The sequence below is a fragment of the Bradyrhizobium sp. SUTN9-2 genome (assembly GCF_003122645.1).
In the GTDB taxonomy this organism is placed as follows: domain Bacteria; phylum Pseudomonadota; class Alphaproteobacteria; order Rhizobiales; family Xanthobacteraceae; genus Bradyrhizobium; species Bradyrhizobium yuanmingense.
Genome location: NZ_LAXE01000001.1, coordinates 3135725 through 3150175, shown reverse-complemented (window position 1 = coordinate 3150175; position 14451 = coordinate 3135725). Strand labels below are relative to the sequence as shown.

General features: G+C 60.2%; 9 protein-coding genes and 2 pseudogenes. 8 read left to right on the top strand and 3 right to left on the bottom strand.

What is annotated here, in order from left to right; all coding sequences use genetic code 11:
• Positions 1 to 1152, bottom strand: a complete 1152-nt coding sequence (locus tag XF30_RS14390; protein WP_109143114.1) for an AGE family epimerase/isomerase — start codon at positions 1150 to 1152, stop codon at positions 1 to 3.
• Positions 1153 to 1238: 86 nt separating this feature from the next.
• Between XF30_RS14390 and XF30_RS14385 the strand changes: the two genes are divergently transcribed.
• From XF30_RS14385 to XF30_RS39360, 6 genes and pseudogenes are all read left to right on the top strand, one after another.
• Positions 1239 to 2462 (top strand): phenylacetate--CoA ligase family protein, encoded by a 1224-nt coding sequence (locus XF30_RS14385; protein WP_109143113.1) that lies wholly within the window; start codon positions 1239 to 1241, stop codon positions 2460 to 2462.
• 621 nt (positions 2463 to 3083) lie between these two features.
• Positions 3084 to 4451, top strand: coding sequence for a site-specific DNA-methyltransferase (locus tag XF30_RS14380; protein WP_109143112.1), 1368 nt, complete (start codon positions 3084 to 3086; stop codon positions 4449 to 4451).
• Entirely contained in the window at positions 4444 to 4818 is a 375-nt protein-coding gene (locus XF30_RS14375; protein ID WP_146207709.1) for a DUF5681 domain-containing protein, read from the top strand. Before XF30_RS14380 ends, XF30_RS14375 begins: the two co-directional genes overlap by 8 nt.
• 3 nt (positions 4819 to 4821) lie before the next feature.
• Complete coding sequence (gene terL, locus XF30_RS14370) at positions 4822 to 6291, top strand: phage terminase large subunit (RefSeq protein WP_109143110.1); 1470 nt, start codon at positions 4822 to 4824, stop codon at positions 6289 to 6291.
• A gap of 595 nt (positions 6292 to 6886) precedes the next feature.
• Positions 6887 to 7119, top strand: a pseudogene (locus tag XF30_RS40145) (hypothetical protein); the annotation flags it as partial.
• Positions 7109 to 7288 (top strand): annotated as a pseudogene (locus tag XF30_RS39360) (heme-binding protein); the annotation flags it as partial. The pseudogenes XF30_RS40145 and XF30_RS39360, both read left to right, overlap by 11 nt.
• Here XF30_RS39360 and XF30_RS38130 read toward each other — a convergent pair.
• Positions 7284 to 7445 (bottom strand): hypothetical protein, encoded by a 162-nt coding sequence (locus XF30_RS38130; RefSeq protein ID WP_158284381.1) that lies wholly within the window; start codon positions 7443 to 7445, stop codon positions 7284 to 7286. The pseudogene XF30_RS39360 and the gene XF30_RS38130 overlap by 5 nt on opposite strands.
• A gap of 319 nt (positions 7446 to 7764) precedes the next feature.
• A complete protein-coding gene (locus XF30_RS39825; RefSeq protein ID WP_275945413.1) occupies positions 7765 to 7896 on the bottom strand; it encodes a hypothetical protein in 132 nt (43 codons plus the stop codon).
• Positions 7897 to 9094: 1198 nt separating this feature from the next.
• On the opposite strand from XF30_RS39825, the gene XF30_RS14360 reads away from it, so the two are divergent.
• Together XF30_RS14360 and XF30_RS14345 are read left to right on the top strand one after the other, a co-directional pair.
• Entirely contained in the window at positions 9095 to 9871 is a 777-nt protein-coding gene (locus XF30_RS14360) for an outer membrane protein (protein WP_109143108.1), read from the top strand.
• A 2119-nt stretch (positions 9872 to 11990) separates the two neighbouring features.
• Positions 11991 to 12182, top strand: a complete 192-nt coding sequence (locus XF30_RS14345; protein ID WP_109143106.1) for a hypothetical protein — start codon at positions 11991 to 11993, stop codon at positions 12180 to 12182.
• The last annotated feature ends 2269 nt before the right edge of the window (positions 12183 to 14451 follow it).

Here is a 14451-nt window from a genome sequence, read left to right as displayed (position 1 = left end):
CTAGCCGAGCACCTGCTCGGCTTCCGTGACCGCGCAGAGAACATGATAGAACGACGACGCAGGAATGGTGTCGATCAGCGATTTGCCGTCGCGATCGAACTGGTCGTACCAGCCGCCCTTGACGGGATGGCTGAGATAATGCCGTTCGAGCCGCACCAGCGCCGCGCGCGCCTCGTCCGCCGCACCCGCCTCGCCGGATTCGGCCTGCGCGATCCACGCCTTCGCGATCTCGGTTTGCGGCCACAGCCGGCGCGTGCTGCGGCGGATGCTGCCGCTTGCATCGCCCTCGTCGACGAGGCAGCCCGTCGCCTCGTCACGATAGCGCAGCGAGGTCTCCAGCAATTCCGCACGCCGCTGGCTGGTCGGGCATCCCGTGATGCGTTCAAAACTCTTCAGCAGCCAGACCCATTCCGCCTGGTGACCCGGCTCGACGCTGACCGGCTCGATCTTCGACCAGTCCTCCTCGAAATATTCCGACAATACGTGCCTCTGCTTGTCGTAGAGGTTGGCGAGGAACAATGCGAAGAATTCTCCGGCACGGTTCTGGAACGACAGATCGTGGGTCGCCTCGAAGCACGCGATCATCGCCTCGAACAGATGCATATGCGGGTTCTGCCGGCGCGGCAGCGAGACCGGAAGGCCTTCGTGAACGCCGCCATGCGGCGAGCGCAGGTGGCCGTCGAGGAAGGCGAGCAGCGCATCGATCTCGGCGCGGACCTGCGCATCCTGGTCGAGCGCATAGACGCTGGCGAGCGCAAACAGGATGAAGGCGTGGTCATAAGCATCACGCCGGTCATCCAGCACCGATCCGTCCGGCGTCAGCCGGTGCACATAGCCGGGCCGGCCATCGGGCGCCTTCGCTTTGGCCAGCAGGTGCTCCAGCCCCTTCAGCGCAATCGCGCGCCCCTCGGGATACCAGCCCATCTGTGCCGCCTTGGCGTAGCACCAGATCTGGCGGGCCTGCACGAACACGCGCCGGGGCGCGGCGGCATCCGCCGCACCGTCGCGGTGCAGCCGGTCGATGAAGCCGCCTGCGGCGTGATCCCAGCCGACCGTCGACCACAGCGGCAGCGCCTCGTCGATCATACGGCGCTTCAGGCGCGCAACGACGTTCGACGCCTCGTCCGCCGCAATGATTCCTTCGTCCGCCATCGGGTCCCTTTCAAGCCTCGCCACTGGCGGTCTGATAGCCATGCCGGTGGCGGCGCGCAACGGATGCCAACACGGAAAGAACAGCCATGACCGCCCATTACGACGCCCGCGAGACGCGTGAGCAAGCCGCGCGCGAGGCCGACCTGTTCGCCCGCCTCCCGGAGGTGCTGCGAGCCGCGATGGCCGCCCCGGCCTATGCCGAGCGGCTGAAAGGCTTCGATCCCGCCGCCGTGACCTCCAGGGCGGCTCTGGCGGATTTGCCGGTGTTGCGTAAGTCGGAACTGCCCGCCCTGCACAAGGCCTCCGCGCCCTTCGGAGGCTTCGTGGCGGCGGCGCCTGGCTCGTTCGCCCGCCTGTTCACCTCCCCCGGTCCAATCTTCGAGCCGGAAGGGCGACAAGCCGATCCCTGGCGCGGCGCAAGGGCGCTGTTCGCAGCCGGGTTCCGCCCCGACGACATCGTCCTCAATACCTTCAGCTACCATCTCACCCCCGGGGGATTCATCTTCGATGCGTCGGCGCGGGCGCTAGGGTGCGCGGTGATCCCCGCCGGCCCCGGCAACACAGAGCAGCAGTTCGAGCTGATCGAGGCCTACCGGCCGGTCGGCTACAGCGGCACGCCGGACTTCTTGAAGATCCTGCTCGATGCCGCCGCAAGCTCGGGGCGTGACGTTTCCTCGATCAAGCGCGCGCTGGTCTCGGGCGCTGCGTTTCCGCCCTCGCTCCAGGCCGAGATCAAGGGGCGCGGCATCGATGCCTACCAGGCCTTCGGCACCGCCGATCTCGGCCTCATCGCCTTCGAGACCGAGGCCCGCGAAGGCATGGTCGTGAACGAGGACCTGATCCTGGAGATCGTCAAGCCCGGCACTGGCGATCCGGTCGCACCAGGTGACGTCGGCGAGATTGTCGTGACTTCGCTCGACCCGCACCATCCCTGGATCCGGCTCGCGCTCGGCGACCTCACCGCGGCCCTGCCCGGCACGAGCCCGTGCGGGCGCACCAACATGCGCATCAAGGGCTGGATGGGCCGCGCCGACCAGACCACCAAGATCAAGGGCATGTTCGTCCGTCCCGAGCAGATCGCCGAGATCGGCAAGCGCCACGCGGGGCTCGGAAGACTTCGCCTCATCGTCACGCGCCAAGGCGAGACCGACGCCATGACGTTGAGAGCGGAAGCCACGACTGCTGGCGACTCGCTCCGCGACGAGATCGCGGCGAGCTTGCGCGCCGTCACGAAGCTCGGCGGAGCCGTCGAGCTGGTCGGTCCCGGCACGCTGCCGAATGACGGCAAGGTCATCGTGGACGAGCGTTGACGCCCCAAACTCATTCCCTGCGAACAGGGAATTCTGCAGGGAAAATCATTCCAGCGTGCCGGACCGCGACGCATGAACACGTGGGAAGTGCCTTGAAATCTTGGGCATCTCGGCCGCGGAGCGACAAAACTGGAACAGGGAAATGTCCGGTGTAGAACAGGCAATGCACCCGTCCGAAACAGGGACCCGCCAAGGCGCTCAAGGCAGGCTGACAAGTTCATCACTTCGCCGATTTCAAAATCGGAGCGGCGAAGCGATCTAGGTCGATCGTCAGTCATTTCCCCCGGCTGGTTCCGGTTGGTCTTCGCGGGTGTGGGGCGACCGGAACTTCAGCGGCGAGCATGGCGTGCAAGCCTGAAATTCCCGAGCCGGCCCAACCCAATTCCGCTTTAGGCGGGCCAAGGGGACGGCGCTGGGTCGGTTGGAAAACCAACCGGCTCGCCCACCCCAACCTTGAGGTGATCTCGTTGCCGCTGGATTGGCCTATCACGGGCCACGACCACGCGTGCCTTTCGGATTTGAGCCGTCCTCCGGCTCATTTCATCGATGAGAGCGCCCGTCCTTCTGTTACAGAGCCGATATTCCGGTGCTTAGAGGGCCTTTATTTGCGCCGGAGCAGTCATGCCCATCGAAAAGTCGAACTCCCCTAGACTGTGGCTCGACTATCTTCCTGTACAGATTCTGACGAAAAATGCCCGCAATCCGCGCCGCCATCCGCAGCAGCAGATCGATCAAATTGCCAAGAGCATCAATACGTTTGGAGTGAACAGACCAATCGGCGCCGACGAAAATCTCAAGATCATCTACGGCAACGCGGTCGTCACCGCTGCCGAGCAACTCGGGATATCGGAATTACCGGTCGTCATTATTCGACACTTGTCGCCGGCCGAGAAACGGGCTTTCGCCCTCGCCGACAACAAAATCGCCGCCAACGGCACCTGGGATCTGCAACTTCTCAGAGAGGAACTGCAGGTCCTTGTCGATCTGAACTTCGATTTCGACGCGATCGGATTTGACACGCCAGAGATCGATTTGATCCTGGATCAGCCCTCCGGGGACGATGACCGCCTGCCCGAGCTTGGACCTGCCGTGCCGGCGGTCACCAGGCGAGACGACGTCTGGCGGCTTGGCAGCAGCCGGCTGATCTGCGGCGATGCCTTGGACGAGCAAGCCTACAAGACCCTCCTGCACGATCAGCGGGCACGCGCGGTGATCGCCGATCCGCCCTACAACGTTGCCGTCGACGGCCATGTCAGCGGCCGCGGCAGCATCAAGCACCGCGAGTTCGCCATGGCCTCCGGCGAAATGACGCCGCAACAGTTCACCGAATTTTTGACCACGGCCTGCGTGCTCTCCGCCAGATACAGCGTCGATGGCTCGCTGCACTACATATCTATGGACTGGCGGCATTCGTTCGAGCTGTTGACCGCGGCACGACGTGTTTACGCCGAGCATAAGAACACCTGCGTCTGGGCCAAGACCAATGCCGGCATGGGTTCGTTCTACCGCTCCCAGCACGAACTCGTTCATGTGTTCAAGAACGGCACCGCGCCGCACATCAACAACATTGAGCTCGGCGTCCACGGCCGCACTCGAACCAATCTGTGGACCTACCAGGGCATCAACAGCTTTGGCCGGCAGCGCGACGAGCTGCTGGCTTTGCATCCCACCGTGAAGCCTGTTGCCTTGATTAGCGACGTGATCAAGGACTGCACACGGCGCGGCGACCTTGTTTTGGATCCTTTCGCAGGATCCGGAACCACCGTGATCGCCGCAGAGAAGACCGGCCGGCGCGCCGCTCTGTTAGAAATCGACCCGCTATATTGCGACGTCATCGTACGCCGTTGGCAAAATCACACCGGTCAGACCGCAATCTGCGTCAGGACTGGCCGTAGCTTTGCCGACCGAGAAGCGGCGGCCGCCGCCCTGACTTACGCGCGGCCGCTTCTGCTGCCTGGCCCCTCTCGCAAGGGAGACGCTCGTGACTGACGATCAAGGGGCGGGCTACGGCCGCCCGCCCATTTCAGGGCGCTTTACGAAGGGGCAGTCAGGTAATCCCAAGGGTCGGCCAAAGGGATCGCGCAATCTCAGGACGGACCTGAGCAGCATGATGAAAAGGCGCGTCCAGATTCGCGAGGATGGCGAACCACGCTTGGTGAGCCGGCAGGAGCTCGTGCTCCTCAGACTGTTCGAGCGGGCCGCAAAGGGCGATACCAAGGCCTGCACGCAACTGTTCAACATGATCATGAAGTTCGAGCCCGGGGAGCAATCCCACAGCGAGACCACAATCGTCACCGAGCATGATCAAGAGATTATTGCAGATTTTCTACGCCGCCATTCCAAACATGAGGAGTGATCAGTGCCGATCTCCACCCCAGCCCAACGCGATGCGATCTATCGCAGCGACTTTCTTGCCTTCGCCATGAAGGCCTTCTACGTCTTTTCCAGCGACACGTATTCGCACGAATGGTTTCATGAATCGGTCGCCCAAAGACTAAATGGCAGCATTGGACGCGCAACAAAACAGATCATCAACGCGCCGCCCCGCGCGCTCAAATCCTATCTCGTTTCGGTGGCGTGGACCGCATTCAGACTGGGCCAAGATCCCACTCACAAGTTCATATGCGTCAGCTATTCCCAAGACTTAGCAAACAAGCATTCGGCCGATTGCCGACGAATTATGGAATCGCCCTGGTACCGCGCGCTATTTTCAACACGTCTGGACAAGAGCACTGAGAATCAGCTCGCGACAACGAATGGGGGCTGTCGGTTAGCAATGTCCGTCGGCGGCACTTTAACCGGCTTTGGCGCCGACACCATCATCGTTGATGACCCGCTCAACGCAGCCGGGGCGGCTTCCGATGTGACGCGCAAGCACTGCAACGAGTGGTTTGATCGTTCGCTCATGTCGCGCCTCAATGACAAGTCCAAAGGCAGCATCATCGTCCTGATGCAGCGCCTGCACCAGCAAGACCTAACCGGCCACCTCATCGAAAGAGGAGGCTGGGATCATCTGGTGCTTCCGGCTATTGCGGCGCAGGACACGAAGATCCGGCTGCAGAATCGATCCTTTGTTTGGAAACAAGGACACCCTCTACAAGCGAGAGAACCCCTCCAAGTATTGGACGACCTCAAGAGCCAAGTGGGATCGCTGGTATTTCAAACACAATATCTTCAAGATCCCGCTCCGGATCAGGGGAATGACCTCAAGCGGGAATGGCTCCAGTCGTATGATGTCGTTCCGACCCGTCAGTCGGGGGACGAAGTCGTACTCTCCTGCGATATGGCCGCGAAAGCTAGCGAGAACAGCAACTACTCGACTTGTTTGGCCTTTCTTGTCCGCAATCGGAACCAGTATCATCTTATTGACGTTTGGCGAGGAAAGGTTGCCTTCCACGAGCTTTGCCAACTCATGCAGGCGCAAGTAGCCAAACACGCGCCTAATGCCGTGCTCATCGAAGATACAGCTATGGGCTCTCCGCTGGCTGGTGAGCTCATGCGGGTTGGGCTGCAAGGCATTGTTGCGATCAAACCGACCAAAGACAAGCGGACGCGTATGAGCGGCGAGACCGCAAAGCTGCAGGCCGGCTCGCTCATCTTGCCGCGAACGGCACCCTGGCTCGACGATTTTATGTTGGAGTACGTCTCGTTTCCGTTCGGCAAGACCGATGACATGATGGATGCGTTGTCCCAGTTTCTAACCTGGCGCACCGAAGCCGAGCGACGGGTCACCTTCAAGGCAGACTGGGGCGCGTCGAATGGATTGAGTGGATCGGTGGCAAGGCTTGGGGCTCCTTCGGCAAGCGAAATGCTCCATCTTTTGAGATAACGCACATCCTCTCGTCGAAATCACCGGCGCGCCAGGCATACTCGCCAGCGCTGTCCTAGAGGTTGTCAAGATGCGGCCCAGGACCTGGGCCAACTTTCCTACTCGGCATCAACAAATCTTGTCTGAACTCATCGGCTCTTTTTCGTGCATCAGATGGATCGTTTTCGATCGCTGGCCAGCCGCCGAGCCAACGCAAGCTGATGATTCTCGCAGATCGCCCCCAAGAACGCTGCCGTCTCGGACCATCTACGCCGATGCTGTGGCACTATTGAATGAGCAACCTCGACGCTCTGGCCTAAATTGAAGAAACCCGAGGTCCAGCACGCAGATCAGCACACTGGCGTATCCCAGTTGAAATTGTCGAGCCCGCACAATCCGAGCTTCCGGGCGGTCTTGAGCTTTGCAGACCATCGTGCGGCAAAACGCAGATTTCCAGAACGAAGCTGAGTGGCCGTTGCTCAACTATCCTCTGCTTTGGGAACGCGATGCGCCCGCCTCTGCTCACCAGAGCGGCCCGCTCATAGCGCTCAAGCCCGTTGAGCCGCCGCACTTTTGCCGGCGCAAAACGCTCCAACAAATCGGCCAACATCGCCTGGCCTACCGGCATGAATGTGCTGTTGATGTCGACGTGGCCAAGATGAGATCGAGGTGCTGGCCGCGCGCGCCGCCTCGCACAGCCTGACGCTGCGACCGGCTGGTCGGATATCTGCCGCGCTATGCCGGCCTTGCGTCGCGTTTCGCGCCGCTGGCAATTTGCGCAACGGCAGCCCGCTGTTGCGGAAGCTGTTCGAGTACTTTGCCTTCATCAGCGCACGCCGGGCGCTCCCCCGGCGCGCTCGCCATGGGCATGGGCTCGCGCGCTTTGTTCCAGCGCGCGCAGGAGCAGGCCCATTTAATGCATGCCGTTAACACGATTGCCAAGGGCGCGCTGGTGCCTGTCCCCGGCGGCGTGCTGATCATGGACGGCGCGACCTTGCTCGGCGCGGTCGGCGTCAGTTGAGCTGCAACCGAGCCTGCGCGCCGTCTTTCGCCTTGAGCATCCGCATTGCCATCGGCAGCGTCACCAGGGCGTCAATCTCAACTAGGTTGCCAGCGAGCGCGCGGAACTGGCCGGCAGCTTTCCCCTTGAGCGGCGCCAACATCGCGGCGGCCACTCCCGAGCTCACTTGGCACTGAACGAGGGCGCCCCCTCTTCAATGATCAGGATGACGTTGGTTTTCGTGCGCGCGAGAGCGCGGCCGATTTCACTTTCAGAAGAATGACGTTTGTACGGGGGGCGAGAGATGAGCACATAACGTTTTGCCTTTCGAGCAAGAGCTAAAGCCCAGGGGCGAAATGATCGACGTTAGACGGCCCCGCGCACCTTTGGGCGTGCGCCTTGGACATACGCGCGCGGCCCCTGGACATGATTTATGTGTTTGCCGCTCATCCTCGTGTTGTGGTATTCTGTCGCGAGACGATCGCTTCCACGCACTAAAGCGGGTCGCTCCCCCTGCGCCCGACCGGCGAGACGATGCCGATATTCAGAAGCTCCTCGAGCTCGGAGGCCCTGAGCTTCAAGCGTTTCAGTACCTGATGTTCGTAATAGAGCGGCGGTTCGACCATGGTGGCTCCCTCCGAGAGGGGAAGCCGGCCACGTCCGAGGTTTGTCTGTCAAATTGTGGGAGTTGTGAGTCCTCGCGACTTGAAAAATGAAGCGATCGCAATGATGTCCTCGTGATGTTGGTTTTGTCTGGAGTTTGCCTTGATTCACTCGGGATCGATTCGTTGCTCGACAATGCCATCGAGAACGCCGACGGACCGCTAAATCTCAGACACTTCGTGCACTGTCGAAAAAGCCAACAAACTCTCGCGGTTGACCGAGCTCAGTTTTCGGTGGGTCCCAAGCGCTTGCTGGGGCTCACGGAGAGCAAGCCATGTGCGACGAAACGGAAGGCCTGGACACCGCAACTCTGTTCGCCGACGACCATCAACTCCCGCCGCATCCGTCGGCCGCCGCCGACCACCAGCCTTAGCATCCGCCGGCGCGACCGGATGTACCTCACGAACCACTCCTGAGATCAAGAAGACGATGCTCGCCGCGGCCTCTCCCGAACAAATGATCGAGCGTTTAGCGGCTCTTCCGCGCAAGCTCGCCGCGCTCAAGTCACCTTCAACGCCAGCTAGCTTGCCAGCCTCCGCTAACACTACTCATTGAGAGGTCTTAGGCTGTGAAAGCAACCTGCCCTGCAAGGGAGCTAAGACCGGAACTCCAGATTGAAGAGGAAAGCGGAAGCGGATCACCTGCGAGATTCACAGTGCGATTTGCTCAAGCGCCGCCGACGTTCCCGCCTACATGCAATCCTGTCCAGGTTTGATGCCTAGCAGCCGTGGGCGCCTTGGTGAAAAGCGGTACACTTTGGTCAGCGGCTTCGACAGCCGACGTCATACTCGCCAGAAAGCCTCGCGCAGGTAGCACTCACCCGACGCCCTTCCCGCGATCCTGCAGCGGTTCCAACTTCTAAATCACGAGCCGCGATGTGATGGGAAAGCAACACCCGTTGTCCAAGCCGGCGCCGCTGGTGAACTCCAGCCCGAGATACGTTTTTCTCGTTCCGCCCTTAAGAGCTGCGGTATCAAACCTGCCGTTGTGTGCACGATAGAGTGCATTTAGTTCCCTAAGTACTTGTAGAATTAGGCTTCTTTAAGAGCACGGGTGTTGCGCCGGAGCTACAGCAATTCTGCCTGAGGTGAGTACGCTCAGTTTGGCAGGTGGGCGAATGCACTGATTCATTGAACTCGTTATTATTGGGGAGACACTCGAATGAGAAAACTTTTCGCGGCTGCGGCCGGTGCTCTGGCACTTGGTCTAGCGGCTCCTGCCAGTGCGGCGGACTTGGCCGCTCGTCCGATGACCAAGGCTCCGCCAATGGTGGCCACTATCTACGACTGGAGCGGCTTCTACATCGGCGTCAACGGCGGTTGGGGCTCTTCGCGTACTTGCGCCGATATCGTGGCGGTTGGCGTTGTTCCGGTCGTGCCGGCTGTGGCCGATGGTTGCCATGACGCCAGCGGCGGAACGGTTGGTGGCCAGATCGGATACCGCTGGCAATCAGCCAACTGGGTCTTCGGCGTTGAAGGCCAGGGCAACTGGGCGGACTTCAGCGGCAGCAACATTGGCCTTGCCACGGGTTTCGACAATCACACCCGGATCGATGCGTTTGGGTTGATTACCGGCCAAGTGGGCTACGCCTGGAACAACGTCCTGCTCTACGTCAAGGGCGGTGCAGCGGTGGTTGGCAATCGCTACGACACCTATATTCCGCCTGGCTTCATTGGTGCCGGTACGCTCCTGGCGTCAGCACGCGACACGCGCTGGGGTGCCACCGTGGGCGCTGGCGTCGAATTTGGCTTCGCTCCGAACTGGTCGGTCGGTTTCGAGTATAACCATATCTTCCTGGACGACCATGACACGGTTTTCACCACGCCAGCTGGGGCTACTTTCGGCACCGCTCGTATCGGACAGGATGTAGATCTGGCTCTGGTTCGGGTGAACTACCGTTTTGGTGGTTTTGGCGCTCCGGTCGCTGCCAGGTACTGATTATCTCCACTAAAGAAACAAAGGCCGGCTTTTTGAGCCGGCCTTCTGCTTTGAGGCTTAGGCGAAGCCTTACCGACAAGTCCCCACGTCGAAGCTCGCAGATGAGCTAAGCTTTCGTGTTCCCAGAACCTCATGCAATCTGCTGGGCGATCGGGCAGACCCTCAAAATTTCAACGTTTCAGAGATCTCGAAAAGACCGGGCTGCCGCGCACAAAGCATTTATCGAGCGTTCGGCAACGAGAGGTACGATAGCCGTTTACTTCCAACATACATCCAATCTCCAATATGAAGCAGGCCCGCTCCTCCTGGACCAGACAAGAAGACGAGATGCTGCGTGAGTGCTTGTTCATCTCGGCGCGCCCGTCGAGTTCATTTCCGAAACGCTGAACCGAACCGAGCAAGAGCTTCGCCTGCGCGGTTACCACATTGGATTGCCAACGAAGTGGTTCAAGCCCCGTAGCGCCGCATAGGTACCGATGCTTCTAGTGGCGCTTTCGCTCCGTCCGACCGTCCATATACTTCACGGCGGCGAATGTGACGCCCAGAGCCAACACGGCAACGCCGCCAGCAATCAAAAAGCCTGCCACCATAGCCCGACCATTAATTCCTGCGGGCATCAAGACAGCAATTCACGATATACTACGGGTGTGAAACAAAGGACCGGGCGGCGCGCTTCCGCAGAAGTTGTCGCATTTCCGCTACAGCATTCGCCAACCGTCGTTGCTAGGCTTCTACGCTCAGTGGAGGCCCTAGCCATGTCAACGGAAGTCGCTCAGAGCACTGACGGGGGCGAACAACGCACGAAGGTTGCTCCAGTCCACGCTCAAACGATAAGTGCAGAAGTTAGTGTTGACCTCTCGGTGTCCGCGGCGTCTGCGGATGGTCCTCTTGATCTCTACTTGCCTAGAAAGTGGAGTTGGGGGCCGGGAAAATCCTCCGTTGGTTGGTAGGTGGCCGTTCAGACGTAGCGCGGCCTGGCCCCTTTGAAATACGACTCGGTAACTTGCCAGTGGCAGCGGTGCTGCTTTGATTTCTGTGTGCCCCGCCAGACGCCACACACCCACAAATGCTGACGGCCGACCTCTCAAGATCACTTTCGGCCAGATGCGCGTGATGGCCGTGCGAAGCGTCGCGGTCTATTGCGCCGATTACCGATGCAGCCATAGCGTTAACAGGCATGCCTGAGGGGGATTGCATTTGTGGCCGGCACGGCTGATGTCCCGTCGCCGCCCGGATTTCAACAATTCCTCAAGGGCCATGTGAGATCTGACGCAAGCGCTTGAGGATTCGCCAGACTTGCGTGGCGGACCATCTGCCTTGCCCGGCTGGCGTAGGAACGCAGGTCTCATTGAGTTTCTTTGCAAGCGCCCCCAAGGACGTGGCACCGGACTTCTGGAGAGCTTCGATAAGAGGGGCTAGCTCGGCTGCCCGCGCGTTCGCGCGAGCCTCCTGAACCGTTCTGGGCGCCGGTTGCTTCAAAGGCTACTCAGTCCTGTCGCTTGGCATGTGATGTCTGCTGGCCATTGGTACGACAATCGTCTCGAAACCTGCGGACCACGCAGTCGCGGGAAAGTACCGCAATAGAGAGCCGCCAGCCTAAACCGGCCGGACCACGGCAGGTCGTTTTCCACGCCCACGACGCGCGGTAGATCGCGCGACGGATGAGCTCCAAGGGATCGATAATTTGCGAGGTACTTACATTGCCGCTTTGAGGGGGGCATTCCTCGCCCTGCACGCCACCACACGCCTACCACGCCGGCCGGCCGCTCAAGATCACCTTCGGCCAGATGCGCAGATGGGCCTTCACGGCGTCCTGGTCTACTGCCATTGCGGCCACCACATCGCTCTGAGCGCAGATCGCTGGCGCGACGATGTTCGCCTGTCTGATATCGAGCCGCGCTTCGTCTGCGGCGAATGCGGCAGTCGGGGATCTGACGTTAGGCGGGATCTCGAGAGCGGCAGCCACCGCAATTTATGAGTCCGAAGCGCCTCTGAGCATTCGTCGCTCTATCAGCGCGGCGCCGTGAGAGCTCTGACCGGGCAGCGGCGCCATCAGCTTTGTCCGCAGAAATTTGCCCCTATATGAGGTCCTCGGGGGCATTTTCTTAAGGAGTAAAGCGTGAAGGGTTATGTGTTTAAGGCTGGCGCTCAAACGGCCATTACAAAAGAACCTGACGGAAGCAACCTGCCGCCGCCCAAGGTCGGCTCTTGGGAGCGGATCAAGGAGGTGAAGGATGTCACGGTGCCAGGCTTGATCGGCTTCGATCCCGAGACCTTCAATAAGCAGGGCTATCAAATCTGGCCTCCCTAAGCTTCGAGCCCCGCCGGTTTCACCCTGGCGGGGCCGTGCCGCTCATACGTGCCTATGCAGGCCCCAAAAGGCCGTAAGGAGAAGGGCCACGGCTCCGATCACCAGCAGGATGAGAATGGCTTCCAGCATGAAGAAGCAAGCTCCGCCCAGCCAGAGGCTGCATGAACCTGCGAAGGCACCCCGCAGTCAAAGCAGGTGCAACACTCCTGCGTCTACCAGGACGACGATTGCGAGCACGGTTTGAAAGCAGGCAAAGAGTACTTTCATGTCAGCGCTCCTTAGCCGTTGCCCGGCAAGGTGAGCGCTTATGGTTAATGTTTGCTTAATGGAGCAGGCCCGCCAGCGTGAACCGGCGGGCCCGAGCACTCACTTCTTCAAACAAAGCCCGACTGTCGGCGACGTCCCGCATTTCGCTCCGTCGACTGAGCCCCCGCTTGGACAGAACACCGACACTAGCGTTTCGCTGTTGTCGCAATTGACGGCGCCATCAGCTTGCACTGAGCGGATATTGACCGTCCCCGGATCGCCCTTGTCTCCCTTCTCACCTTTCGGCCCCTGCGGCCCTTGTGGTCCTTGCGCACCCGCTGGGCCCTGTGGTCCCGGTACCCCCTGAATCCCTTGGGCACCCTGCCGGCCGGCCGGCCCCTGCGGCCCTGGATCACCTTTAGGTCCAGGCTCTCTGCCACAGGCCGCAAGGATGAGCGCGGCAGTCATAACTCCCACGGTGATCATTTTGTGCATTGCGATCCTCCCAGTTATCGAACCCATTTAAACGGGGAGAGCCGCAAGAGAGAAGCCCGCCAACGTGAGCTGGGGGGCGCGGACCAGAGCGGTACCGCCGTGCTCGATAACACGTTGGTGAACGAAACACCTTGCCCCTCCGATCGAAGCATCCCGGAAACAGACGGGGGCCAGTCTTCCATTTGGACCTTTTCATGGGGAGACTTCAGATGATTGCACTTCAAGGAATTGCGGCCGTCCTTGGTGCCGGATTGTTCTGCTGGATTTATTCACCCGAGCTCGGCACCGATGTGGTGCTTGCGATCGTTGCCTGCCTCGCCTGAATTGAGTTCGCTGGACAACTGCAGCGGGTCGAAGAGCGGATGTTGGGGTCGGCCCAGCCTGTCATATGATTGTGGCATGGCCGTTGCTTGATAAACGCCAACGGGATTTCAGTGCTCAGTTTGAAAACAGGCGCTGCCGAGACGCGTATTCGAGCTCGGCACCGCTGTTTTTCTGGTTTCTCTTAATTTGGAGGCTCGGCTACGATGCCGCCACCTTGCAAATGCTTTGCGACGTTTCTTGATGAGGTTCTTTCGAGCCCGCCATTCGCGCTCCAGCAGAAGCGGTCGGCAGTAGAGGTCGCTGAGCGCATTCTCAAGCTCGCTTCCCGGGGCGAGCGTCGGCCGGAAAAATATTAAGCAACACTTGAGCAACGAGCTTTTCAAACGTCGGATCTGACCGACAACCAAGCACTATCCCTGGATCGAGGAAGCGGCCTGCTGCGGCCTTTGCTGACGGGGCTCCGTCCCCAGCTAGCTTTGTATCCCGCCGCAAGTTTTGGTTTTGTCTCGACAGTTTTGCCGTGTCCAAATTGCTATTGGAGGCCCTTTTATGCCCGAAGAGAATTGCCTGATTGTTCGTGCAGCCGGGAAACAGCTCGACTTGCTACGAGGCGAAGCTTCCCGCATCGCGAAAGCTGCTAACGTCAGTTGGTGGACCGATCGAGCTGAGATCGGCACTAGGTTTTGCTTTGAAGATTCCAAGTCGAAAGATTCATTCGCCCTCACTTGCGACAGACTCGGCATTAGCTGCCAGGACGGCTAACCCAATAAAAAAAACGCCGACCTGGGAGCCGGCGGGTCTCTTTTCCCATGCATACCGCGGTACTCGTCACCAATCCGCGATGACCGATCGTAAAGCGGTGCCGGTTGATACCTGGTTGCGGATTTCAGCCTTCGGCGGTGCGTCATAGGCCCCTGCCAGTCGCGCTTCTGTGTGTCCTGCGCCGGCGCTTCATTTATCCTTCCCGTACTTGGTGATCTTCGTCAGGGACATCCTCACGGTGTGAAGCAGGTCTAGCGCCAGTGATCGGCCGACCACCTCCTGCGGAAGACTGGTGAAGTTCTTCAGTAGAGCAGAGGGTCCACGAGAGAGCCTTCGGATCAGCTGGTGTCGTGCTGACCATTGCATGGCCAGCCCACAACAGTCACGATAGGCCCCCGCAGTGGCGTCGCGAGCTGCGCCACCGGCAGGTTCTGATCCTGGA